Here is a 25,362-nt window from a genome sequence, read left to right on the forward strand (position 1 = left end):
CCGCCAGGCGCAAGGGTCGTACGGTGCCGCGGTCGTACGGTGCCGGGATCGTTTGGTCGTACGGTGCCGGGATCATTTGTCCCACCGGCGCCCGAAATCGTTGCGATTCGCAACGATTTCGGGCGCCGGTGGGACAAATGATCCCGGCACCGTACGACCAAACGATCCCGGCACCGTACGACCGCGACTCAGCGCTCGGCGCGGGACTGGGACAGGGGCCCGGTCACCTGCAGGATCGTGCCCAACCCGTAGGCCAACATCGCCAGCAGGGTGACCGTGCGGAAGCCGGCCTCCATCGCGATCACGATGCAGAGGATCGACGCCACCACGCTCGCGCCGCCGTTGACCCCCATGGCCCACGGCACGAGCCGCGGGGCGAGGCCCTTGAGGCGCTGCAGCCCGAGCGGGAAGGGCATCCCCATCAGGAAGTTGAGCGGCGCCAGGACCGCCACCACCACCGCGATGCGCGCCGGCAGCTCCAGGTAGAGCGTCGCCTCGAGGATCGGCTGCAGCCCGAAGGCAAGGGCGCCGATGCCGATGCAGAGCAGGGTCGCGACCACGGCCATGGCCCGGGCCGGCGCGGCGCCCAAACGCCCGGCCACCAGGCTGCCGAGGCCCGCAAAGGTCAGGAAGCAGGCCAGCACCACCGTCAGCGAGTAGGTCGGGTGCCCCAGGTAGAGCACCAGCCGCTGGATGGTCGAGATCTCGAGGAACATGAAGCCCGCGCCGAGGCCCAGGAAGTAGGCCAGGTGCCGCCCGGCGTTGGGCGCCTTCAAGCCCTCGCGGCGCAGCAGCACCAGGGGCAGGATCACGAGCAGCGCCACGAGCAGGCTGGTCTGCACCAACAGCGTGGCCATGATCCGCAGGCCGATCGGGCCGCCCGTGAGCGCGTGCCACGATCCGCTGTCCGACTCGGGCTCGGCGAACAGGGCGCTCCAGTGGTGGAAGTTGAAGAAGAACGGCGCGTCGTCGTTCACCGGGCGGACGTCCCAGGGGTAGTCCGCGTAGAACGCCTCTTCGGTGCCCGCGTCGATGGCCGCCGCCAGGCGCGCGAAGGGGTCGTTCGGGTCGGACTCCACGCCGGGCAGGTAGGCCAGGCGCCAGTCGGGGTTGACCTCGGCCATGGCGAAGCGCTCGAGCGCCTCGGGGCTGAAGGGCTGACGAGAGAAGACGTTGCCCGCGAAGCGGATCGTCTCGCCCGCGCCGGGGCCGCCCTCCGGCAGGGTGACCTCCTCGAAGATCACCGCCGCGTGCTGGCTCGGCCTCTCGATCCCGAACTCGTCGCGCAGGGCCGTGAGCGCGATCGCGAACAGGCGCAGGTTCTCGCGCGGCGGGTCGTAGCCCAGGCGGATCATGCCCAGGGTCCCGCGCTCGGGGTCGAGGTGCTCGAAGTACTCGACCAGCGCCTCGTAGGTGTACAGGTACGACTCGGACAGGACGTAGGCGCCCGCGTTGCCGGCGGTGTAGGTGTCCGTGCCCGACAGCTCGATCACGTCGAAGGTGCGGTCGAGCCGGCGCAGGGCGCTGCGGCCCTCGCCCACGCGCACCTCGACCCCGGGCTTGTGGTAGACGTCGCCGTTGAAGTCGGCCCACTCCTCGCCGACGAGCTGCACCGTCTCCGAGTTGATCTCGATGCCGAGCACGCTCTCGGCGCCCTGCTCCATGGCGAAGCGCAGGTCGATGCCCCCGCCGATGCCGATCGCCAGGGCCTGGGGCGGCGCCGCGCCCCGCTCGACCAGGAGCTTCTGGGGCTCGTAGGCGAGCTGGTTCAGGGCCAGGGGCGCCGTCGCGCGCAGGGCCCCGAAGCTGGCGTCCGAGTGCATCACGGTGATCGCGTCACCGTCCTGATAGATGTTGATCTCGCCCGGGCGCCCTTCGACGTCGGGAAGCTTGACCAGGTCGAGGCGGCACATGGGCGTCCAGCGCTGGCCCACGTGCTGGGAGCCCTCGATCTCGGCCAGGGTGTAGGTCATCGCCTTGGAGCTGGCGACGTTGACCGGAAACCACTCGCGCGCCTTGAGGAATGACACGGCGCACAGGGCCAGGGTCGCGATGGCCGCCACGCCGGCGCCGCGCGACACGGGCACGGGCGAGCGCGGCGCGCTCCGCAGGAAGCTGACCGCCGCCAGCGGCCCGAGGGCGGCGCAGGCGACCAGCAGGCGCTCACCGCCCAGGGGCGCGATGAACGCGATGAACATCCAGGCCCCGACCGCGCTGCCGATCAGGTTGAAGAAGTACAGCAGGCTGACGCGCTTGGCCGTCGACAGAGCGATCGTGACCACCAGCCCGCCGAAGAAGTACGGGATCAGCAGGTAGCTGTAGAACAGCGACAGGGAGAGGTACTTGCCCTCCGCTGTCATCTGCGCCGCCTGGTCCGCGGTCGCACCCAGGATCAGGTAGCCGCCGAGGGTCGAGAGCGCGAACAGGCTGCCGGCCCAGGCCAACTTGCCCGCCACGTCGCCGCGCGCCAGGCGCGGCATTACCGTCACCAGGGACCCCGCGGCGGCGAAGCCGAGCAGGGTCATGGTCACCACCATGTAGGAGTGGTGGTGCCACATCTGCACCGACAGGATCCGCGTCTGCAGCACCTGCAGGGCGAGCACCGCCGCCGAGATCAGGAACAGGCCGGGGGCGGTGCGGAGGGCGTCGGGGGCCGTCGCGTCGTTCGCGTCGGTCGGATCTTCGGTGGCCATGCGGGGGCGGGTAGGCCGGCGGGGACGCTGGCGGCCATCGGGTCGGGGAGGGGCCCTCGGCGGGCACGCGGGGCCGAAAGCTTATCGCGACCGGCCCCCCGGGGCGCGGCCCGACCGCCGCCCTCTCACCCCATCTCAGTCCTCGACGTCCGCCGAGAGGCGGTCGACCCACTCGCAGGCCTCGGCGTAGGCCTCCGCCACCGCGGACTCGGTGAAGCCCGTGGGAACAGCCTTGCCCCACATCCCGTGCTCGTAGGCCACGACCGCGCTGAGCACGTCCCCGGCGTCGCCGCCGCCCTCGATCAGGGCCCGTTGCACGTCCTCCGAGAGGGGCAGGCGCGCCAGGACGGCGTCCATGGCCGTGTCGAGCAGCGCGTCGAGGCAGGAGAACATGCCGACTGTGAAGTAGGAGTCAGGGCGCTCGCGATCGGCCTTTTGGGCCAGGATTTCGCACATGCGTCCGCGCAGCATGGCAGTGCGGATCAGCTCGTCGGGCTTGTTCTCGACCGAGGCCATCAGCACCAGGCTGGCCAGGTTGCGGACTCGGTTCAGGCCGAGGAAGACCACGGCTTCGCGCACCGACTCGACGCTGCGCCGGATGCCGTAGCGGGCGGTGTTGATGTGCCGCAGGATCCGATAGGAGAGCCCCATGTCGACCGAGATCGCGCGCTGCAGGCGGTCGATGTCCACCTCGGGCGAGTAGAGCTCGCTGAGCACGGCCAGGATCTGGGTCTTGGTCGAGCCCATGGCCCGACCCTTGACGATCGAAGGGCGCTCGAGGAAGTAGCCTTGGAAGTAGTGGAAGCCGAGCTCCTTGCAGGCCTTGAACTCGTCGATCGTCTCGATCTTCTCGGCCAGCACCTCGATGCCCCGATCGATCAGCTCCTCCACCAGGGGCGCGCACTCCTCGATGGACATGGCGCGCAGGTCCAGCTTCACGATGTCGGCCAGCTGCAGGAGCGTGTTGGTCGGCGCGTCGAGGGTGAAGTCGTCCAGGGCAATGCGGTAGCCCTCGCCCCGCAGGCGCTTGACGGCGTCGATCGTCTCCTGGTCGCCGGAGACGTTCTCGAGGATCTCGAGCACGATCTGGTCGGGTCCCGCCGGCAGCAGGCCCTCTTCGGTCAGGAAGCGCTTGGTCAGGTTCACGAAGGCCAGGCGGTCTCCCACGAGTCGGTCCAGGCCCAGCTCGAGGCAAGCGCCGACCAGCACCTCGGATGTGGCGCGGTCCTCATCGACCACGAAACTCTCCAGGGCCTCCTCCGTTGGGCGGAAGAGCAGCTCGTAGGCGAAGACGCCGAGACGACGGGTGAAGATCGGCTGTCGGCCGACGAATAGGGGGCGGGACTTCGTCACGATCGGGTGCCGGGAAGAGTCGAGGTCGGGCCGGCGCGGGGCAAGGGGCACTGCGGACGGGTTGCCCGACCCACCTCAGAGCAGGTCATCGGCACGTTCCCGGGCCGCAGCCTGAGGGAACTTCGATGAATCACGCGGGCTGGATCGCGGGGCCGCGCGCCGCCCGGATCCGGCACCGAGGCGCGCGGCTCTCGCGCTCGGCGAATTCGGGTCCGCCCCCCCCCCGAAGGGCCCTCCACGACGGACCTCAGCGATCGGCGCCACCCGCCGGCGGCGGAAGTCGTTTCCACAGGGCGAGCGCCGCCAGGTCCCCACCGACGAATTCCGGTCCGAGTAGGCCGATGTGGGTCCAATACGCGCCCGCCGGGGCGCTCGGCGCAGTCGGGACCCACGGGCTCGCAGCCGGTGCCGCGAGCAGGGTCCATTCCCGCGCGGGCTCCGGCGCCGGCCGGTCGGCGCCGCACAGCCACAGCTCACCGGGGGCGACGTCGTCAGGACCGTTGGCCCAGCCCCCCCGCCAGCCGGTGTAGTACAGCAGGTTGAACTGGGCCCAGCGCCCCACGCGCACGGTTGCTCCCGGGTCGTCGACGACCTCGCGCAGCACCGCAGCACCAAGGGCGCGCCGGTCCTTGTGGAGCTTGAAGGGCTCGATCATCGAGCGCTCGACGAGCCTCCCCGAGAATGCGAAGCAGGCCAGGGCCACCAGGGCTGCGCCGGCGGGCCCACCGGCGCGCAGGCGGCGCGTGCCCTCCACCGCTGACGCGAATGCGACCAGGCCGATGGTCACGACGGTCCACTTCGGCGGGTCTCCGGCCGTCACGCCCTCCGGATAGATCACGATCCCCACCAGCACGAACGGCAGGGCGAGCACCAACACGGGCAGCAGCGCGAACGACAGCCCGCGCGCGGCCCCGCGGCTGACCCTGCGGGCGGTCTCGGAGCCATCGAAGGCCACGCCGGCGAGGACGCTGGCCCAGGGCAACAGCGGCAGGGCGTAGCGCGCCCGCACCCCCGGCCAGGCGAGCAGCAGCAACATCCCGGCCACCAGCGCCACCGTGGCGAAGCGCCCGAGGGAACTGCCGCGCCAGGATCTCCAACCGGCGAGGGCCACGAGCGAAGCGGGGAGCCAACCGAGCAGCACGCCGCTGACCAGCCGCAGGCGGTCGCTGAGGTACACCCAGGCGCTGCCCGGCCCGCCGCGCGCCAGTTCGCCGGCCCAGGTCTGTCCGACGTTCGACTGCTGTCCATCGAGCAACAGGGCCAGCCAGATGCCCGGGACCGCCAAAGAGAGGAACGTCGCGAGCGCGGCGCGGGCCAAGGCGCGGCCGCGGCCGTCGCGTTCGAGCGCGGCCGCGAGCCACAGGGGCGGCAGGGCGAAGGCGAAGGCGATCGGACCCTTGGCGAGCACGGCGGCGCCGATCGCGAGGCCTCCAACGACGCTCCACACCCAACGCCCGCGCAGCCCGAGCCAGGCGGCCGCCGTGCCCGCGAAGCACAGGGCCGTGAGCGCCATCTCGATCTCCCCTAGGGTCGCCTTGGCCATCAGCGTCGGCGCGCCCGCCATGCAGCCGGCGGCAACGGTCGAGGCGGTCGCGCCCAGGCTGCGCCTGCAGAGCAGGAACACCAGGGCCACCGCCGCAGCGGAGAAGACCAGCGACGCCAACCGCGCCGCCAGGGGCGAGACCGGCGACAGGTCCGGCAGGGGCCCCGGCCCGAGCGCGCTGGCCACCGGGTCGCGGTGGGCCAGCTTCGACAGGGCGTCGAGATGCAGGTCCTCGAGCTCGATGCGACCCAGGTCGCCGAGCCCCGCCGCCCGGAGCCCCCGCGCCGTGGCCGCCACGCACCAGTAGTAGAGCGGTGGCTTGGCCAGGTACGGCCGGCCCCAGATGCGCGGCTCGACCCACTCGCCGGTCTCGAGCATCTCCCGCGCTGGCAAGAGGCGCCGCCCCTCCTCGTTCTCCACCTCGAGCTTGGACAAGAGAGGCAGGTTCGCGAGCAGCACCGCCCCCACCAGGAGCAGCAGCCGCAGGGCGTCGGACGGCCCGCCGGAGGGGGCCTGCTGGAACTTCTCGGGAGTCTGGTCCATCAGAGCAGGGCCGCACAGGTTGCAACGCGCCCGGCGCGCTTGCCACCACGCCCCTCGTAGCCGGTCGATCAGGCCGAGCTAGACTTACTCGACCCCATGTCTCCGCACGCCCTCCGAACCGCCCTGAAGCCGATCCGGCGCCTCGCCCTGACCGCCGGCTTGATCGCAGGCCTGTGCGCCTGCAGCGGCGGCGGTGGCGGTGGAGAAGCCAGCCCGCCGGCGATCCCGACGCCCTTCCTGGTCTTCGCCTCCCCGGTGGACGGCGCCCTGTCGCCGGGTAACGCGGTGCTGGTGCGGATCGTGGTCGACGACATCGCCGACCCCGTCGCGGACGTGGCCCTGCTGCTCGACGGCGCGCCGGCGCCGATCACCCTCAAGCTGGTCGGGTCGACCCTGACGGGTCAGATGCTGCTCGATCCCGGCGCCCACAGCCTGCGCGCCGAGTTCGCGGGTCCGCCCGTGATCGCCGACGAGGTCAACCTCTGGGTCCCGTCGGCGCAGGGCAGCGACCCCGCCGGCGACGACGACGAGCTGGTCCAGGGTCCGGTCAGCACCTGGTCCGCGCCGCTCTTCACGATCCTCGGCCCGACCCCCACGGCCGACCTCGGCCGAGCTCTCGCGGCCCTGGGCGACGTGGACGGCGATGGGCGCGAGGACTTCGCCGTCGGCGTTTCGATGCAGGGCGGCGACGGGCGGGTGCAATTCCGATCGGGCACTACTGGCGAGTTGCTGTTCGAGGCCTTCGGTGCACCCGGCGATCGCTTCGGCTCGGCCCTGGCGCCGGTGGCCGACGTCAACGGCGACGGGGTGCGCGAGCTCATCGTCGGCGCGCCCGACGCCGGTCCCGACAAGCGCGGCGCGGCGATCCTGCTCTCCGGCGTGGACGGCACCGAGCTGTGGCGCACACCCGGGCCGAGCATCTCCGACCACCTGGGCACGTCGGTCGACGGCCTGGGCGACGTGGACGGCGACGGCGTGGCCGATGTCGTCGTCGGCGCGCGGCTGTCGATCATCGTCGGCATCAACGGTGGACGGGCCCTGGTGCTGTCCGGCGTCGACGGCTCGGTGCTGCACGACGTGCAGGGCGAGATGGCCTTCGTGCAGGTCGGCACCGACGTGGCCTCCGCCGGCGACTACGACGGCGACGGGCGCGCGGACTTCGTGGTGGGCAGTTGGGGTTCTTGGGACAACGGTCCCGCCTCGGGCGCCGCGACGATCTACTCCGGCCGCGACGGCTCGCAGCTCGGGCGTGTGGCCGGACCGGTGGCCGACGATCACCTGGGCGCTTCGATCGACTTCGCCGACGATCTGAACGGCGACGGTGTCCCGGACCTCTTGTGCGGAGCGCCCTTCGCGGGCGACGCCGCGCTGCTCGACGTGGTGGGCGAGGTCCACGCCTTCGACGGCGCGACCCTCGAGCCCCTGTGGATCGCGCGCGGTCCGCAGCACGACTCCCAGTTCGGCCGTGAACTGGTCGCCATCGACGACATCGACGGCGATGGAGCCAACGACGTGCTGGTGGGAGCGCCCTTCGACCTGCACGGCCAGGGCTCGCTGCACGTGCTCTCCGGCAGCACCGGCCTTCAACTCGAGCGCCGCACGGGCCCCGCCGTGGTCGGCTTCTTCGGAACCACCTGTGCACGCCTCGGCGACCTCGACCGCGACGGCCGCGCCGAATGGGGCATCGGAGCGCCGGGCCTGTCCCTCGAGCAGTTCCTGGCCGGCGGCGCATTCATCTACACCGCCGGCAGCGGCGAGATGACCCCCCCGGTCGACGTGGGCGTCGACTTGGGCAGCGCGGCGGCCAAGTAGGCGTGTCCGAAGACGCCGAGCCGAAACGGCCGCGAGAGGGTGGCGGTGGCCGAGGACGCTGACACGACTTCGCGCGCGGCGAAGGCAGTGACGACCGCCGGCATTCTGACGACCACGGGCTCTCAAGTGACCGCGTGCGCTGCAATCGTCGCGTGCGCTGCAAGAGCCTGCGAGCGCCCGGGTTGCTGGCGGGCCCTGGCGGGTGGCACCTGAAAGGCGAAAACCGACCCGGTTGACCCGGATCGGTTTCCTGTCTCGCGGCGAGTCCTGAGGACGAGGAGCCCCTGGCCGAAAGGGAACTCCACACCCACTCGTCTCGCGAGCAGGGATGAGACGGCGTTGCGAACTCCTCGGTTCCGCCAGCCGGACAAGTTCTGAGCGGCCCCCGCGGCTTCGGCTTCAGCGCTCGCTCGGGACCCTCGCGGGGCCGACGCGATCGAAGCCGTTGCCGACGGCTCGGAGGTAGACGTCCAACCCCTTCGAGCGCCGACGGTCGGTCCAAATGGTCACTAAGTTGCCCCCCAGAATCGCCGTCGCCGGCGAAGTTCGGTTCTCGGAGAAGTCGGCCTCGCGCTGATTCACGGTCACGCGCGGGCCCAGGTCGAAATCCGCGCTGATGCGCCGGGCGTGGATGTGGTCCTCGCGCGAGATGTCGTCCTCCCAGACCACGACCCACGATCCGTCGGCCAGGCGCTCGACCTCGGCGTAGTCCTGCTCGGTGGCCTTGACACTGATCGCCAGGGGCGGGCCGGCGGGCTTGCCACGCGCGTCGAAGGCGCGCGCGAAGACGTCGCGGGTCGGGCTCTCGTTGCCGGTCCAGGCCAGCAGGAAGCCGCCGTCCGGTCCCGGCGCCGCGGCGGGCTGCAGGTCCCCGCTGCCGGTCGGCGATGGGTCGAAGTCGAGCTCCGAACCCGTCGGGCGCAGGCCTTCGCCGAGGAAACGCCCGACCAGGAAGCACGGATCCTGTTCGGGGCGCACGTCCCACAGGGCGAGCAGGCGACCGTCGTCCAGCAGCGTCAACTCGGGATTGCGGGCCTGGCCGTCGCGCGCGCGGTAGAGCGTGCGCGGCTTGCCGTCCACGGCGCCCGCCGCGTCGACCTGGACCACGCAGACCTCGCCGCGATCGCGCACGAAGAGCACCGCGAACCCGTCGCCGCGCGCCGCAACCGCCGCGGGCCAGTTCCCGCCGCAGACCTGGCCCGGATCGAGCTCGATCGCAGCCGTGGGCTTGCCGCCGGCGGGGATCACGCTGGCCACCAGGCGCGTGTTGCCGACCTCACCGCGCTTCCAAGCGATCAGCGTGGCGGGGCTCGCGCCCCCGGTCACGGCCACCGCGGGGAAGTTCGTGTGCACGCCGGGCGCCGAGAGTCGCGCCTCGTCCGTCAGGCTGCCGTCGGGCTTCAGGAAGCGGTACCAGATGGCCTCGACACCCTCTCGCCGATCGCTCCAGGCCAGGCAGCACAGCTCGCCGTTGGAGGCGATCGAGGCGTCGGTCTGGTCCGAACTGGCGCGATCGCCGTTCCAACGCGTCGAAGCCTGGGGCGGGGGGGCCTCGTCGTCCGAGGCCAGGGGGAAGCGGCGGTAGAAGACGTCGTCGTCGCCCTCGCGCGCGTCGGTCCAGGCCGCGACCAGGACCTTCCCATTGGCGGCCAGGTGCACCCCACGGGGGGCCGCGCCCTCCTCAGACGGGAAGGCGGTCGTCTCCAGCGGCCCCTCGCCGTCGTGCGCGTAGTAGCGCAGCTCGAAGGCAGCCCGATCTCCCGGCTTCGACCACTCGAGCGCCACCGCCACGCGCTCGCCGATCGACGCGGCGTCGATGCGCGCGACATCGCGCGGGAACTCGAGTTCGCGCTCGAGGTCGAGCCCAGCGTCGACGAAGGCCACGACCGGCCGGGATTTGTGCGAGCCGACCAACCACCAGCCGTCGCTCGAGCGGTCGGGGAAGGCGCGCTCGATGCCATCCAGCTTGACCGTGCGGATGCGGCCCGTGGAGTGGGCGTCGCTCCACAGGGTGACGCCACGATCGGAGGGCCAGGCGATCAACGCGCCACCCTCGGGCCGCATGGCCGCCACGGCGCTGCCGGTGGGCGCGGGCGCGCCGGTCGAGGGGCTGAAGGGCTCACCCACCCGCTCGGGCTGGAACTTGCCGTCGCGCTGCTGCGCGCCGCGGCGAAAGCGCTGGGCCAGAAGGCCATCGCCCTCGACCCACACCACCAAACCGCTCCCAACGCCGTCGATCGCCAGGCCGGGGACGCTCGCCCCGCTGCCCCGACCGCCATCGGAGGCGCCGCGCGCCGAGCCGCCGGCCGATCGATCCCGGGCCGCCCCGGCACCCACCGGCAGGGGCGCGGAGGCGAAGCCCAGCTCGCCGGCGAAGGGGCGCAGCATGGTTTGAAGCGCCTTGCCGCTGGCGCCGAACCAGGCCACGGCGCCCGTGAAGCCCCCGCCCAGTGCCACCACCGGGTCGAACTGCCGCGAGGTCTGCTGGGTGGCGACGGACTCCTCGAAGTCGATCCGCTCGCCGTCGGCGGTCAGCTCGCCGAGCACCAGGCCGAGGTTCCCGAAGCGGGTGTCGCGCCAGACCGCGGCGAAGCCCTCCTCGCCGGCGGCCAGGGTCATCAGGATCTGCTCGGCCCCCCCGAGCTCGTCCCCGTGAACCAGCAGATCATCGATAACCACGTCCGCCGGCTGGGGATAGACGGTTCCGAAGACGCCCTTCTCCTGCCACCCGTCGTCGACCTGGGGGCCACAGTTGAGGGTCGGGACGAGGGTCAGGAGCAGGGCCAGGGCGGTGGTGAGCATGTCGGGACGGGTCTTCGGTGACGCGGGCGGAGGCGGGGGGCCGGGCGATGCTACGCCAGCCCCTCGGAAGCGAACCTCGTCGGCCCTATGGGCCACGGAAGCTCGAATTGTTCGGTCTGCACCCGAGGGTGACCGTAGAGAGCCCCCTCGCACCTATAATCCCCCGCCCCGAAACGGCCCCGGTGGGCCCAGGCGGGCCAGGGAGCCCCTAGATGGGCCCTCGGGCCCCGCTGGAGTCCCAATCCCCTGGAATCAGCACCGCCGTCCTGCGTAACGGCCGAGGTCCGCGCGACCCCGTCCGCCCCAGGGCCACGCGACGCCCCCCCATCGAGGCCTCCGGCCAGAACCACTCCCTTTCGCCTGCCACGCCCGTCGGCCACTGCCGCGCCGATGGGAGCGCACCGGTCATCCGTCACCGGCGCGGTCTATCCGACAACCGTCGCACACCCACTGGGCTCGTGAGCCCACCGGCCAGCGCAAGTCGGCATCCGACCGAGGCACGTCCAACCGCTCCCATCGAGCACCGCAACCTATCCTCCATGAACTACACCAAGCCTGCCCTCCTGGCCGCGCTCGGCGCCCCCTTCCTGCTCGGCCTCGCGTTGCCGAGCGAGATGATCAAGTTCCAGACCCCCGAAGGTCTGGTCCTCAAGAAGACCTTCTCGAACACGAGCGAGATGACGCTCGACGAGATGGACATGCTCATGAACGGCGAGCCCCTGCCGTTCCCGATGGACATGGACATCACCGTCTCCACCGACCAGACGGTCGTGGTCACCGACACCCTCGGCACCGTCCGCGGCGGTCACCCGATCAAGGTCGAGCGCACCTTCGATTCCCTTACGTCCGACTCCGTCTCGTCCATGTCGTCCTCGATGATGGGCGACGAAGAAATGGAAGCCAACGGCACGAGCGAGCTCGAAGGCCTCTCGGTCGTGTTCACCTGGGACGACGACGAGGGTGAGTTCACGGTCGCCTTCGCCGAGGATTCCGAGGGCGACGAGGATCTGCTCGAGGGCCTCAAGGAGGACATGGACCTGCGCGTGCTGCTGCCCGCGGGCGACGTCAGCGAGGGCGAGAGCTGGTCGATCGACCCGAGCCTGATGATCTCGGTCCTGGCCCCCGGCGGCAACCTGCAGATCGTGCCCGAAGACACCGAGATGGGTGGCATGGGCATGCCCGGCGGCAGCATGAACCTCGAGCAGATGCTCGGCGAGCTCGACGGTGAAGTCACCGGCAAGCTGGTCGGCCTGCGCGACGTGGACGACTCCAAGATCGCGGTGATCGCGATCACCCTCGAGATCGAGTCGACCAACGACTTGACCGAGTTCATGCGCGAGATGATGGAGAGTGTCGAGCTGCCGCCCGAGGCGGGTTCGATGGAGATCGAGTCGTTCGACGTCGAAATGTCGATCGCGGGCGAGGGCGAGCTGCTGTGGGACATCACCCACGGCCACTTCCTCGAGCTCAACATCTCGACCGAGATGGATAGCACGATGGACCAGGCCATGTCGATGTCGATGGGGCCCGAGTCGATGACCATGGAGCAGTCGATGGTCTTCTCCGCGACTGGCAACCTGGCCTACACCGCCGAGCGCCAGTAGTCACCCCAGCCATCACCACAGCGGGAGATTGAACATGAACCACAAGCTACTACTCCTGCCGACCGCCTGTGTCGGCCTGGGTCTCGCCGGTTGGCGCGTCGCCGGGGACCAAGTCGCCTTCGGCCCGAGCGACGGGACGACGGTCACCAAGACCTTCTCGAACGAGTTCGAGATGGAACTCGACGACTTCTCGATGATCGTCGGGGGCCAGGACATCGGGGCGATGCTCGGCACGCCCGAGATGAACATCTCCTCGAGCTCCGAGATCACCTTCACCGACGAGTACGGCGGGGTGGCGGACGGTCGACCGAGCAAGCTGACACGGACCTTCGGCGACCTCTCCTCCGAGGTCGTGGCCGCCTTCGAGATGATGGGCGAGTCACAGGAGGACGGCAGCGAGATGTCCAGCCCGATGGAGGGCATCGCGGTCGTGTTCACCTGGAACGAGGAATCCGATGACTTCGACGTCGCCTTCGCCGAGGACTCGGAGGGCGACGACGCGCTGCTCGAGGGCCTGACCGAGGACACCGACCTGCGCCAGCTGCTGCCCGCCGGCGAAGTCGAAGTGGACGCGACCTGGGACTTCTCTCCGAAGATCCTCCAGGGGCTGCTGCTGCCCGGCGGCGACCTGTCCTGGGAGACCGAGGACATGCCCGACGCGGACATGGCGGAGTTCGAGGAGATGTTCTCCGAGTTCACCGACGAAGCCATGTCCCTGGGCGAGGGGCTGATGGACGGCACGGGGACCGCGACCTACCGCGGTACGCGCGAGATCGATGGCCGCCAGGTCGCGGTGATCGGGCTCGAGGTCGAGATCGGCTCGTCCGCGGACTTCTCGCGCCTGCTCACCAACATTGCCGAGCGCGCATTGGAGCAGGAGGACGTTCCGGACGACGCCGAAGTCGACATCCAGACCGCCGACGTCTCCCTCGACGTCGAGGCCGAGGGCGAGTTGCTCTGGGACCTCGCCACGGGGACACCGTTGAGCCTGACCATGTCGGGTGACTTCGACGTCGCCCTCGACGTCAGCGTGACCGCCGCCGGCGATGGTGAGGAGATGGACTTCGAGGCCAGCGTGGCCATGAGCGGTCCGTTCACCTCGAGCCTCACGACCTCGCGCTGAGTTGGTCCGGGCAGTCGGACTCCCCCGCGGGTCCGACGCCAGAACGGTAGCGGCGGCCAATCGCAATCGCGGTCGGCCGCCGCTCGCCGTTCGGTAGGGTGACTCCCCGCGTGCAGCCTGCCCTGTTCCTACCCGACCTCCCGCTCCCCGACACCGCCTACCGGCCGGGTCACTCCGGGCGCCCGAGCCCCGAGTTCGACGCGCAGCTCCCCTGCCCGCGCGGCGACGACTGGAGGGCCTGTCGTCCCTACCTGCGCGGTATCGACCTCTACAACCACGGCTTCCCCTGGGAGGCCCACGAGGTCTGGGAGTCGATCTGGCACACGGCGCGCCGCGATCCGGAGCTGGCTCGACAGGCCTCGCTCCTGCGAGGGTTGATCCAACTGGCGGCGGTTCGAGTCTTGCTTCGCGATGGCCGCCCCCGGGGAGCTGAGCGCGTGGCCGGACGCGCCCGACGCAACTTCGAGCGGCTCCGCGAGACGCAGCTGTGGGGCCTCGATGCGGCGCAGCTCGAAAGGGTCGCGGCGCGGCTGGCTGAGGGCGAGACCACGACCACGCCGCCCCTCGATCCGCGCTGAGGGCCGGCTCAGTCCAAGGCCCGCAGCAGCGCCTCGAAGGGCGCTCGCAGGCGTCCGGTCGAGCACAGCTCCAGGGGCGGCACGTGCACGAAGAGCGCCGGCAGACCCAACTCGCGGCCGCGCAAGAGGGTGTGGAAGCAGGCGCGCTCGCACACGTAGCCCCCGGCGTCGTCGGAGATCCAGGCCTCGAGGTCGCCCGCGCCCTGCGCCTTCACGCGCAGGGTCTCCAGGTCGACTGTGGTGGCGAGCTCGTCGGGCAGGCCGGCCTCGAGGGGCTCGTCGTCGGCCCGACGCCCGACGTTGTCGGTGCGCTCGGAGCCCTCGCCGCCCAGGCGGCGAGCCCGGCGCTCGATGCGCAGGCTCTCGGCGCGGTGCACCCCGGTGGCCACCAGGGCCCGCGCCCCCCGGCCCGGGCCGCGCAACAGCTCGTCGAGCGCGGCGCCGACCCGTCCGAACTCCACCGGCAGGACACCTCCGACGAGGGCCAGGCCCGCCGGCGGCCGAGCCAAGAGGTCCTCGACCAGGCGCTGGCTGCCGTTCTCGTCGACCTTGCCGAAGGGGCCGAAGCCGGTGATCAGGATCGGGGCAGTCATCTGGAACCGAAGTCGGCCCGCAAGCGTAACGGTCGGTGGTCCTTCCCCAATCATGGGCTGGCCCGATCGATCCCGCCCCCGCGAGCCCCCCGACCTGTCATGGCCCAAACGACCCCCGACTCCGCCCTGCGCCGCTTCTCCCGCTCCTTCGATCGCCTCGCATTGCGCTCGGCGGCGCTGTTGGTGGCGCTGGGAATCGCGGCCTGCGTCTCCGGCCACGGCGGCCACTGGCATATCGGGCACCACCTCGACCACGAGCGCCAGATCAGCTTCGACCCCGAGTTGGACTCGAGCGTGGAGCTCACCCTCGAACTGGACGCCGGCGAGGTCCGCGTGGTCCGGGTCGACGGTCCGAGTCGCTTGGTGGCGACGGTGCACGAGGAGATCCCCGGCTCGGCCGACCTGCACTTCGAGGGCGGGCACCTGATGCTGACCACCCAGGGCAAGGACGAGGCCATGGTCGGCGAACTGCTGCTGGAGCTCTCGCACGGCGTCGAATCGATGACGATCAACATCGGCGCCGGGGAGCTCTTGGTGGACGGGATCGACGTGCGTCGGGGCCTGGTCCTGGCCACCGGTGCGGGGGAGATCACCCTGCGGGACGTGGGCGCGCCGCGCATGGTCGACATCAGCCAGGGGGCCGGGGACCTCGAGCTGCGCGGCTTCGAGACCGAGCACCTCAATGTCGACCTCGGTGCCGGCAGCGCCGACCTGCACGACCTGTGGGTCGGCCTGCTCGAGATCGACTCGGGGATCGGCTCGATCTCGATCGTGGACTGCACCATCGACGACCTGCGGGCCGACGCCGGCATCGGCGACATCGACGTGCGCGCGAGCGACGTGCGCACGCACTCGATCGACTCGGGGATCGGGTCGGTCAGCCTGGGCCAGTAGCGCGGCGAGGGGCCGCGACCACAGGGCCGGGATCGAGGGGAGCGGGCTCCCGGAGTTCGCCCACCGGCCCGATCGGGTCCGGGGCCTCGGACCCGAGGCGACTCCGCGGGCGTCCGGTCGCTCCCCGACCGGCCCCCGCGTAGACTACGCGGCTCGCGCCCGGACGGACCACGCCCGGGGACCACCGCAGCCGCACGCGCCACGCCATGAGCTCCAAGGAACCGGTCCTGATCGCCAACGGACAGGGCTTCTGGGGAGATTCCATCCTCGGACCCGTCCGCCTCGTCAAAGAGGGGCCGCTCCACTACCTGACCCTCGACTACCTGGCCGAGGTCACGCTCAGCATCATGCAGAAGCTGCGTGGCCGGGACCCGAGCAAGGGTTACGCCACCGACTTCGTGGCGATGCTCGATCGGATCCTTCCGGAGGCGATCGAGAAGGGCGTCAAGATCGTCGCCAACGCCGGCGGCGTGAACCCCCAGGCCTGCCGCGCGGCGGTCTTCGAAGTGCTTCGCAAGCACGGGCTGACCGGCGTCAAGGTCGCCACCGTCGAAGGCGACGACATCCTGGCGGACCTGGACGCACTGCTCGCCGCCGGCGAGACCTTCAGGAACATGGACACCGGCGCGGACCTGGCTGCGGTGCGCGCCGCGGTGACCAGCGCCAACGTCTACCTGGGTGCCTTCCCGATCGCCGAGGCCCTGGACCAGGGCGCGCAGATCGTGATCACCGGACGCGGCACGGACCCGGGTCTCGTGCTGGGCCCGATGATCCACGAGTTCGGCTGGGGCCCCGCGGACCTGGACAAGCTCGCGGCCGGAACGGTCGCGGGGCACATCGTCGAGTGCGGCGCCCAGTGCACCGGCGGCAACTACACCGACTGGCGCAAGATCCCCGACATGGCCATGGTCGGCTACCCGGTGATCGAGGCCCACGCGGACGGCACCTTCGCCGTGACGAAGCACGAGGGCACCGGCGGCCTGGTGGACGTGGACACGGTCACCCACCAACTCGCCTACGAGATGGGCGACCCGGCCAACTACATCACGCCCGACGTGATCGCCGACTTCACCTCGATCCGACTCGAGCAGGAGCGCCCCAATCGCGTGCGGGTGACCGGCGCCGTGGGTCGCCCGGCGACGCCGACCTACAAGGTGTCGCTCAGCTACCAGGACGGTTGGAAGTCGACCGGGCAACTGACCGTCAGCGGCCCCGATGCCCTGGCCAAGGCCCAACTGTGCGCCGACATCGTCTGGAAGCGCCTGGCCTACGACGGCTACGAGTACGGACCCGACGAACGCATGGTCGAGTTCGTGGGCGCCAACGTGTGTCACGAGGGCATCGCGATTCAGGAAGCGACCCAGGCCTCGGAGGTCGTGCTGCGGATGGGCGTCAAGGGGCCGGACCGCGCGAAGGTCGAGCGCTTCGGCAGCGAGCTCGTGCCCCTGGTGACCAGCGGCCCCCCCGGGGTCACCGGCTTCGCCGGCGGGCGCCCCAAGGCGACCGAGATCATCGGCTTCTGGCCGGCGCTCGTGAACAAGGACCGCATCCGCACCAAGGTCACCGTCGAGAGCGTCTGACGCCCTCCAGCCCCCCGAGCCGAACCATGCCTAAGGTCCTTCTGAACCGCATCGCTGCCGCCCGCTCCGGCGACAAGGGCGAGGGCTCCAACGTCGGGATCCTGGCCCGCTCCCAGGCGGCCTACGAGTTCCTCGAGCGCGAGCTGACCTGCGAGCGGATGCGCGAGCACTTCGCAGCGATCAACCCGGGCGGAGTCGTGCGCTACGACGCGCCCAACATCCGCGTGCTGAACTTCATCCTCGCCGACAGCCTCGGCGGCGGCGGCTCGGCCTCGCTCAAGACCGACGCCCAGGGCAAGACCCACGGGCTGGCGGCCCTGCGGATGGAGCTCGACGTGCCCCAGGCCGTGCTCGACGCCACGCCGGAGGCGTGAGCGTGGGGCCCCTGAGCGACAAGGTCCTGACCCCCGATCAGGTCCTCGGCGAGCTGCGCGAGCGCGCGCGGCGCCGCGGGGCGCGCATCGTGCTGCCCGAGGCCGGCGACCCGCGCGTGGTCAAGGCTGCTGCGCGCCTGGCGCGCGAAGGCCTGGCCGAGCCGGTGTTGATCCGCGCCACGGGCATGGACACGCCGCCCGCGGGGGTCGAGGTGATCGACGTGGCCACCGACCCGCGCCGGGCCAAGTTCGAGGCGGAGCTGGTCGGCCTGCGTAAGCACCGCGGTCTGACCGCCGAGCAGGCCGCCGAGCACCTCGCGAACCCGCTGGTCTTCGCCGCCTTCATGATCCGCTCCGGCGACTGCGCCGGCGGCGTGGCCGGCAGCCAGGCCGCCACCGCCGACGTGATCCGCGCCGGCCTGTGGGTCCTCGGCACGGCACCGGGGGTCAAGACGGTCTCGTCGTGCTTCCTGATGCTGACGGCGCAGGGTCCCCTCACCTTCGCCGACTGCGGCGTCGTCCCGGACCCGACTCCCGAGCAGCTCGCCGACATCGCCATGGCCAGCGCCGAGTCCCACCGGCGTCTGACCGGCGACGCCCCGCGCGTGGCGCTGATCTCCTTCTCCACCAAGGGCTCGGCCGAGCACGCCCACGTCGACCGCGTGCGCGAGGCCGGCCGCATCCTGCGCGGCAGGTCTCCGTCGTTCACCTTCGACGACGAACTACAGATCGACGCCGCGATCGTCCCCGGCGTCGCCGAGCGCAAGGCGCCCCGTTCCCCCTTGGGCGGCCGCGCCAACGTGCTCGTCTTCCCCGACCTCGACGCCGGCAACGCCGCCTACAAGCTGACCCAGAGGCTCGCGGGCGCCACGGCGCTCGGCCCGCTGGTCCAGGGCCTAGCGGCCCCCTTCATGGACCTGTCGCGGGGCTGCGCCTCCGACGACATCGTCGACGTGGCCTGCATCGCGAGTGTGCTGGGGGAGTAGCAGTAGGGAGCCAACAGTACGGAGCCGCACACTTCGTTGTTGCCAATCAACAGGTCGGTGCCGCACGTCTCGTGCGACACCGACCTGTTGATCGGCAACAACGAAGTGTGCGGCTCCGTACTGCTACTCGCCCCTTGAAGGGTGCCCCTCGAGGCGAGGCTGGTGGCTCAAGAACTGGACGAGGTCGCCTGCCGTCGACACACGACCGTAGAACGGGTTGGCCTCACAGCCATCGAGGCTGCGCCCAGCGCGCTCGGCGAGCAGCTCGGCGTCATAGGCCAATTCCTCCGAGTCAACATCGTCGGCTGATCGAACCGGGTAGCTCGTGGAGTACATCTCGTACACGGCCCGGATGGCCCACGTGTCCACTGATCGGCAATCGAAGGACCGTGCAAAGGTGCAGATTGACTCGGCAGCACGCTCTTTGGCGGTGCGCCGAGACTGCACCAGACCATCAGCCAAGATGATGCCCATGACGAACAAGGTCGTGGCAAGGGTCACCGTCGTCAGCAGAGTCCCCCACACCGTCGAAACAACGAGCGCCAGCAGGCCGACGAATGTCGCCCCAACCAGGAACAGCCAGGGACGACCGGCCCCCTCTGCCGGGGGCATGCGCCGGGACGGAACTCGCATGGATGCCACCCTATCGACCCTACGGGGCGGCACACGTCCCTTTTGATCGGCAACAGCGAAGTGTGCGGCCCCGTATGGTCGGCATGGCCGGGCTCGGGTGGAGCTGGCAAGATCCCGACATGGTGACCCACGACACCCCTGCCAACACGACCGCCGCGGTCGATGCGTTCATGGCGCAGCTCGAGCACCCCCACTCGGAGGCGATCGAGCTCCTGCGCGAGCTCATTCTGGGCGTCGATGACTCGATCGCTGAGGGGATCAAGTGGAAGTCGCCGAGCTTCCGGACGACCGAGTACTTCGCGACGACGAACCTGCGCGTGAAAGGCGGCGTGGGGCTGATCCTGCACCTGGGGGCGAAGGTGCGGGATCTGCCGGCGGGGGGAATCGCGATCGAAGACCCCGAGGGGTTGCTCGATTGGCTGGCAAAGGACCGCGCGCGGGTGGACTTCGGCGGCGTGGACGAGGTGCGTGAGCGGCGCGGAGCCCTCGAGGCGCTGTTGCGGCAGTGGATCGCGCTGGTCTGAGCCGCCCCGGCGGCGGGCGGTGCCCGCAAGGCGCAGAGGGCCCGAATTCGGTCCAGGCGGTCGCAGCTGGGCGACACTTCGAGCGAAGGCGTAACGGATCCGCGCTTCGTACTAATTAAGGGGGCCTCCTACTCGCCGCGACCAACCGCCGCCTCCCCCACGTGCTTGCCATGCTGCTGACCGCTGCCCTGTTCCTCTCGCCGACCCTGACCCAACTCCCGAGTTCCGGACAGCTCGCGCCGCGCCGGCCATTGCCGGCCCGTGAGGTGCGCGCCCTGGAGCTGCCGGCCGACGCGCCGGCCCATCTCGAGCACCGTCTGATCGTCAAGTTCGTGGACGGGGCCGGGGCTCGGCTCGATGGCGATGGCGTGCTCGCGGCCGAGGGCAGCGTCGAGCTGATCGGCGCGGCGGAGCTCGCGGCGCGCGAGGGCCTGCAGTTCGAGCCTCTGATCCGCCTCGAGGCGAGTCGGGTCGAGAGCCTCCTGGCGCGCGCGGCGGCCCGCTCGGGGCGCGCGCAGCCCGACCTGTTCGGGATGTACTCGGTGCAGGTGCCCTCCGCCGATCCCGCTGCGCTCGAGCGCATCGGTTCTGCCCTCCAGGCCCTGCCCGAAGTGGAGTTCGCCTGGATCCAGCTCCTGGGCGAAGCGCCGCCGGGGGACATCCTGCCGCCGACTCCGCTGCTCGCCGCGAACCAGACCTACGCGCAGCCCAACCCGGGCCTCGACTTCATTTTCGCCCAGAGCATCGGAGCCGACGGCGCTGGCGTGCGGATCTCCGACTGTGAGTACGGCTGGAAGGCCGGGCACGAGGACCTGGTCGACGTGAACCTGAATCTCGAGCCCGGTCAGACGCCGGTCTCGAGCGTGGCCTCGCTCGGCTGGGACGACCACGGCACGGCGGTCATGGGCGAGATGACGGCGGCCGACAACGGCTATGGCTGCACCGGTCTGGTCACCGGCGCGACGTTCGCCACCTACCCGGAGTGGACCAACGAAGGCGGCAGTCGGCGGGTCGAGTGCATCGCCTCCGCCATCGCGGACTCGGAAGCCGGCGACATCGTCCTCTTGGAGATGCAGACCAGCGGATCGGGCTCGTTCGCCTACGTGCCAGCCGAGTACGACCCGGCAGTCTTCGCGGTGGTGAAGGTCGGGACCGACGCCGGGGTGGTCGTGATCGCGGCCGCGGGCAACGGCAACCAGGACCTGGATGGCCCGAGCTACGCCGGCTACCGCGCCATGGGCGACAGCGGCGCGATCCTGGTCGGCGCCGGCTCGGCCAGCAGCGCTCACGACAAGCTCTCCTTCAGCACCTATGGCAGCCGCGTCAACGTGCAGGCCTGGGGCGAGTCCGTCTTCACCCTCGGCTACGGCAGCTTCGCCGCCTATGGGGGCGATTCGAATCAGGAGTACACCGCCACCTTCAACGGCACCAGCAGCGCCTCGCCCCTGGTGACCTCGGCGGCGGCGGCCCTGCAGGGCCAGGCCATTGCCGATCTGGGCGCACCCCTGACGCCGTTGCAGATGCGCGAGTTGTTGGTGTCCACCGGAGTTCCTCAGGGAGGTGGTGGCCACATCGGGCCATTCCCCGACATGCAGGCATCGCTGGGCCTGTTGCTCAGCGACCCCAGCGTCAGTCTCGGCGGCGGCCTGGCCGGTTCAACCGGCGTACCCAACTTCTCTCTCACGGGCCTCGCCTGGCCCGCCACCTCCGTGGGCGTGCGCGTCAGCGGTGCCGAAGCCGGCGCCGCGATGGTGCAGGTGATCGGCCAGGCTCAGATCGACCTTCCGCTACTCGGTGGGGTCCTGGTGCCCTCGACCGAGCTCGTCAGCACGGGGATCTTCGCGGGCCCCGGCGGCGACTTCTCGACGTCACTGTCCCTTCCCGCGGGCCTGGCCCCGGGGCTGGAGTTCTTCGTCCAGTACTGGATGACCGACGGCGGCGGCCCCCAGGGCTTCGCTGCGACCGACGGCCGCAAGCTGACGATCCAGTAGGTCGAGCGGGTCGAGGTGGATCGGGTCGGCCGTCGCGGAGAGCGACGCCCGGCCCGATCTTCATGTTCGGGGTCGACCCGGAGTGCTGCGGCCGATCTCGACCTCGGGTGGGGGCGGACGCCGCGGTCGGCCCGCGCGGCCTCGGGCATTAATTCAGGTTTCCTTCGGCCGTCGCCAGGGCCTCTACGTTCGTCCAGATGCCGGGCGAATCAGGAGGTCCCAGTGACCGATCGACCGCAAGGCGCCCCACAGGCTCGGCCCCACCGAAGTCCAGCTCTTGGCAGGCGACTGGGGCTCCCGTACCTAGCGCAGTTGCGCCGTGATGACCCGATTGCACGACGATCGCGCGATTGCGCGTTGATGGCGCGACTGGGCTTCGATTGCTGATCCACACGACGACTCGCCTCGAGCGACCGCAGGTCCGTGCTCGGTTCAAGCACGGCTCACCTCAGGACAACCGCGCCGCCCCGCGGGATGTCGCCGTGAGGCCTCGATGGTCGAGGCCGACTCCTCACTGCAACGCGGCCGCACCTTCGAGCACCCAACCCGTGCCCACGCGGCCCCCCCACTCCTCTCGCGATCGACTTCGCAACCGGACGGTGCGACTCGCAGCCAGTGCGACTCGCAGCCAGTGCGACTCGCAGCCAGTGCGACTCGCCGCCAGTGCGGACCGTGCACGGCAGGCCCTGAGAGGTCGAACCGCGTAGCAGAGATCGGGCCGAGTTGATGCACGGCTGGACGTCCAGCATCCCTCCGACTTGATCGCTTCCCAATTCTCACCTCTTCCCAAACCGACCCGAGCCCCCGCTCGCACCCATTCATGAATACGACGACGCTCGCTCGCCTGGCCGCCTTGGCCCTCGCCATTCCCCTCGCGGGAACGGCGGCGGCCCAGGAGCTGAACACGAACGCTCTCTCCGAGAACGGCTGGTTCTCCGACGACACCCGCGCCGACGGGACCGGGGCCTCCCCCGCCGGAACGAACCTGATCAGCGACACGCTGACCGACGACCCGGAGGCCTCGCTCAGCGGCAGTGCGGCCGCGGACGCCGAGATCCTCGACCAGGTCCAGTTCGGCCCGCCTCCGGTCACCCCGCCGCCGGGCACCCACCTGGGCGCCGTTCGCCTGCACATCGACGGCGCGGGCGCGGGCGGCAAGACCCAGATCTCGCATCGCAAGGACGATGGCGTCGGGCACGGTCCCGGTTCGGCGTTCGGGCCGGCTTTCACGGCTGAGTTCTCGTGGATGGGGTCCGGCCCCCCGGCGATCACGGCGTCGCTGAAGTTCGGCCTGAAGACGCCGGACTTCGGTTCCACCGGCACGTCGACGCGCACCGGCGAGAACGTCTGGGACAAGGTCCTGATCTACGAGCCCGGCCAGGGCAACGGGAAGACGGCGGACGGGACCTGGCAGACCGAGACGATCGACTTCACCACCGGCAAGTGGTGGTTCTTCGATCGGACTGTCAGCGCGAGCAGCCAGAGCACCCCGCTCTCCCTTGCGGACATGAGCACCTCGGCCGTGGTCTACAAGCCCGGCAAGACCATCGCCGACGCCTACGCCCTGATCACCGACCCCACCTCGATCATCACCAGCGTGCAGTTCGGCATCGGCTCGAACAACCCGCTCGGTGACGTCTACGTGAACCAGCTGGTCACCAGCGCCTACCGTCCGGGCATCACCACGACCTTCGGTCAGCCCTCACCCTTCGACCAGGACGTGATCCCCGACATCCTGTTCGGATCGGGCAACACCAACGGCGGCTTTACCGTCGACCGCCAAGACGGGATCGAGCTGGGATTGCGCAGCAAGCAGCGCTTCCCCGCCGCCAACGTGTTCAACAGCAACGGCGACGGTACCTACACCTGGAACACCGGGGTCGGCTCCGTGTTCCCCACGGCGATCTGGAACTTCGAGTGGGCGGTCAACACCGACTACAAGGGCACCTCGAGCCTGAAGCTCGACGGGCTGACCTACGAGATCGGGATGGACTTCGATCCTGGCGCGGCCACCAACTACCTGAGCTTCGACCCGATCACACCGGGCGAGGTCATTCCCTACAGCCCCGCGCCCCCGCCCACGGTCTTCTGGGACCACGCCATCGGTGACAACACCACTGGCAACGGCGGTGGCACGAGCGCCGGCGACGGTCCGGCCTACACGGCCCTGCTCGGCGCGAACAACGTCGCCCAGCAGTCCTGGCGCATGGACTTCTTCGACGAGGTCCCCTTCGACGTCTTCGACCCGACGGTGCCGGGCTTCTACGACTTCTACCTGGCGGCCTTCGACGGCGGCAACGAGGTCGCCCGCACGGCGATCACGGTGATTGCGGTGGACGGCTCGAGCCTGACCCTGGAGGCGAACCCGTGCCAGGCGGACGCCTTCCCTGGCACGGCCGGTCTGCAGGTCGAGTTCGAGCTGTGGCTGCGCAACCCCGACGACCTGGACCTGTCCGGCTACCAGGCCTTCCTCGCCTTCGACGACATGGCGATGACCTACGAGGGGGCCCTGAGCAGCTACACCTCGGCGCCCTTCGACACCAACATCCAGCCCATCGCCACGGCGGAGGTCGCCCCGGGCGAGTTGCGTCTGGACGGCAACGCCTTCTTCGTGCCGGCGGCGTCGGGCGACGGCAAGCTGGCGACCCTGGTCTTCACCGTGGGTGAATGCGAGACCGTCTCGGTCGACTTCGACGCGACCCAGGCCTTCCCCAACGAGCTGAGCTACCTCGGCAGCCCCGTGGGCACCGCGCTGCTCGACTCGTCGGACGTCCTGGCGGACGACACGGCGCCCGTGCTTGCGGCGAGCCCCAACATCACCCAGCCGGCGGACGCCGGGAGCTGCACCGAGGCGGTGGTCTTCTTCACCGCGCCGACGGCGACCGACAACTGCGACCCAGCCCCGACCGTGTCCTGCTCGCCCGCCAGCGGCTCGACCTTCCCGGTCGGGACGACGGTGGTGACCTGCACGGCCACCGATGCCTGCGGCAACGTCTCGAGCTCCAACTTCACAGTCACGGTCACGGCAACGAATGCCGTGGACGTGATCGTCGAACTGTCGGGCTCGGAGGCCACCAGCCGCTGCATCTACTTCAACGCGGACTCCTGCAGCGCGTCGACGAGCGAGGTGCTGAGCTTCACCGGGAACTTCCCGGCAGTGGCCGTGGCCACGATCGAGATCCCCTGTGGCGTCTGGACCTCGCTCTGTGCCAAGGACGAGCAGCACACCAAGTGGGCCAGCTCGCCGCTGATGATCAGCGGTTCCAAGTACGTCGCGACGCTGCCCCTGGTCCTCGACGGTGGCGACACCGACAACGACGGGGACATCGACATCAACGACGTGACCCTGTTCCTCAACCAGTTCGGCGACACGGCCACGGCCGGCGGCTGTGCCTGGAGCGGGGTGCGGGACGCGGACTTCAGCAACGACGGCGCCGTGGGTTCCGAGGACTACGCCTTCCTGGTCGACGGCTGGCTGAGCACCTCGGAGTGCCTGTGCACCATGTCTCTGACCGGTAGCACCGACGAGCGGCGCTCGCAGCCGCGGTCGCTGCCCGTCGGCGATCGCCTGACCGCCACGGCGGACCTGAACGGCGACCGCCGCGTGGACTGGCGCGACGTGGAGCTGTTCGAGCTTCGGCACGGTCTGTCCGGCGAACTGTCGCGCGCCATGCGTCAGTAGCCGCCGCCTCGGGCGGACGTCGGCCCCCTCGCACGGCTGCGAGGGGACCGGCGT

General features: G+C 70.5%; 17 protein-coding genes. 11 read left to right on the forward strand and 6 right to left on the reverse strand.

The genetic code is table 11. From position 1 onward, the window contains the following. Positions 1-188 precede the first annotated feature (188 nt). The 3 genes from Pla133_RS21670 to Pla133_RS21680 form a co-directional block, all read right to left on the reverse strand. Entirely contained in the window at positions 189-2,693 is a 2,505-nt protein-coding gene (locus Pla133_RS21670; protein WP_145069174.1) for a spermidine synthase family protein, read from the reverse strand. 135 nt (positions 2,694-2,828) lie between these two features. Further along, positions 2,829-4,046: an EAL and HDOD domain-containing protein gene (locus Pla133_RS21675; RefSeq protein WP_419191826.1), complete on the reverse strand. Its 1,218-nt coding sequence runs from the start codon at positions 4,044-4,046 to the stop codon at positions 2,829-2,831. Between the two features lie 247 nt (positions 4,047-4,293). Beyond that, positions 4,294-6,132: an ArnT family glycosyltransferase gene (locus Pla133_RS21680; protein ID WP_145069178.1), complete on the reverse strand. Its 1,839-nt coding sequence runs from the start codon at positions 6,130-6,132 to the stop codon at positions 4,294-4,296. A gap of 96 nt (positions 6,133-6,228) precedes the next feature. On the opposite strand from Pla133_RS21680, the gene Pla133_RS21685 reads away from it, so the two are divergent. Next, positions 6,229-7,944 carry an FG-GAP repeat protein gene (locus tag Pla133_RS21685; RefSeq protein ID WP_145069180.1) on the forward strand — a complete coding sequence of 572 codons (1,716 nt, stop codon included), beginning with the start codon at positions 6,229-6,231 and terminating at the stop codon, positions 7,942-7,944. 399 nt (positions 7,945-8,343) lie between these two features. On the opposite strand, the gene Pla133_RS21690 is transcribed toward Pla133_RS21685, so the two are convergent. After that, positions 8,344-10,746, reverse strand: a complete 2,403-nt coding sequence (locus Pla133_RS21690) for a hypothetical protein (protein ID WP_145069182.1) — start codon at positions 10,744-10,746, stop codon at positions 8,344-8,346. 539 nt (positions 10,747-11,285) lie between these two features. Between Pla133_RS21690 and Pla133_RS21695 the strand changes: the two genes are divergently transcribed. The 3 genes from Pla133_RS21695 to Pla133_RS21705 all read left to right on the forward strand — a co-directional run bounded on the left by Pla133_RS21695 (position 11,286) and on the right by Pla133_RS21705 (position 14,051). Continuing rightward, complete coding sequence (locus Pla133_RS21695; RefSeq protein WP_145069184.1) at positions 11,286-12,350, forward strand: hypothetical protein; 1,065 nt, start codon at positions 11,286-11,288, stop codon at positions 12,348-12,350. Between the two features lie 34 nt (positions 12,351-12,384). Further along, complete coding sequence (locus Pla133_RS21700; RefSeq protein WP_145069186.1) at positions 12,385-13,473, forward strand: hypothetical protein; 1,089 nt, start codon at positions 12,385-12,387, stop codon at positions 13,471-13,473. 110 nt (positions 13,474-13,583) lie between these two features. Continuing rightward, positions 13,584-14,051 carry a DUF309 domain-containing protein gene (locus tag Pla133_RS21705; protein ID WP_419191827.1) on the forward strand — a complete coding sequence of 156 codons (468 nt, stop codon included), beginning with the start codon at positions 13,584-13,586 and terminating at the stop codon, positions 14,049-14,051. Positions 14,052-14,059: 8 nt separating this feature from the next. On the opposite strand, the gene Pla133_RS21710 is transcribed toward Pla133_RS21705, so the two are convergent. After that, positions 14,060-14,644: a pyroglutamyl-peptidase I family protein gene (locus tag Pla133_RS21710; RefSeq protein ID WP_419191828.1), complete on the reverse strand. Its 585-nt coding sequence runs from the start codon at positions 14,642-14,644 to the stop codon at positions 14,060-14,062. Between the two features lie 99 nt (positions 14,645-14,743). Between Pla133_RS21710 and Pla133_RS21715 the strand changes: the two genes are divergently transcribed. From Pla133_RS21715 to pta, 4 genes are all read left to right on the forward strand, one after another. Beyond that, positions 14,744-15,538, forward strand: a complete 795-nt coding sequence (locus tag Pla133_RS21715) for a DUF4097 family beta strand repeat-containing protein (RefSeq protein WP_145069192.1) — start codon at positions 14,744-14,746, stop codon at positions 15,536-15,538. A 206-nt stretch (positions 15,539-15,744) separates the two neighbouring features. Continuing rightward, on the forward strand, positions 15,745-17,118 hold the full coding sequence (locus tag Pla133_RS21720; protein WP_145069194.1) for an acyclic terpene utilization AtuA family protein: 1,374 nt from the start codon (positions 15,745-15,747) through the stop codon (positions 17,116-17,118). A 26-nt stretch (positions 17,119-17,144) separates the two neighbouring features. Continuing rightward, positions 17,145-17,492, forward strand: coding sequence for an AtuA-related protein (locus Pla133_RS21725; RefSeq protein WP_145069196.1), 348 nt, complete (start codon positions 17,145-17,147; stop codon positions 17,490-17,492). Between the two features lie 2 nt (positions 17,493-17,494). Continuing rightward, positions 17,495-18,478, forward strand: a complete 984-nt coding sequence (gene pta / locus Pla133_RS21730) for a phosphate acetyltransferase (RefSeq protein WP_419191829.1) — start codon at positions 17,495-17,497, stop codon at positions 18,476-18,478. Between the two features lie 123 nt (positions 18,479-18,601). Here pta and Pla133_RS26650 read toward each other — a convergent pair whose 3' ends face one another. Further along, the gene (locus Pla133_RS26650; protein WP_419191830.1) at positions 18,602-19,111 is read right to left on the reverse strand and encodes a hypothetical protein; all 510 of its coding nucleotides are present in this window, start codon (positions 19,109-19,111) and stop codon (positions 18,602-18,604) included. A 119-nt stretch (positions 19,112-19,230) separates the two neighbouring features. Here Pla133_RS26650 and Pla133_RS21740 point away from each other — a divergent pair, with 119 nt between their 5' ends. The 3 genes from Pla133_RS21740 (at position 19,231) to Pla133_RS26655 (ending at position 25,308) form a co-directional block, all read left to right on the forward strand. Beyond that, positions 19,231-19,635 carry a DUF1801 domain-containing protein gene (locus tag Pla133_RS21740; RefSeq protein WP_145069199.1) on the forward strand — a complete coding sequence of 135 codons (405 nt, stop codon included), beginning with the start codon at positions 19,231-19,233 and terminating at the stop codon, positions 19,633-19,635. Between the two features lie 170 nt (positions 19,636-19,805). Further along, the gene (locus tag Pla133_RS21745; protein ID WP_145069201.1) at positions 19,806-21,626 is read left to right on the forward strand and encodes a S8 family serine peptidase; all 1,821 of its coding nucleotides are present in this window, start codon (positions 19,806-19,808) and stop codon (positions 21,624-21,626) included. An 820-nt stretch (positions 21,627-22,446) separates the two neighbouring features. Further along, positions 22,447-25,308: an HYR domain-containing protein gene (locus tag Pla133_RS26655; protein ID WP_419191831.1), complete on the forward strand. Its 2,862-nt coding sequence runs from the start codon at positions 22,447-22,449 to the stop codon at positions 25,306-25,308. The last annotated feature ends 54 nt before the right edge of the window (positions 25,309-25,362 follow it).

Origin of the sequence: Engelhardtia mirabilis (assembly GCF_007748095.1) — a bacterium.
In the GTDB taxonomy this organism is placed as follows: domain Bacteria; phylum Planctomycetota; class UBA1135; order UBA1135.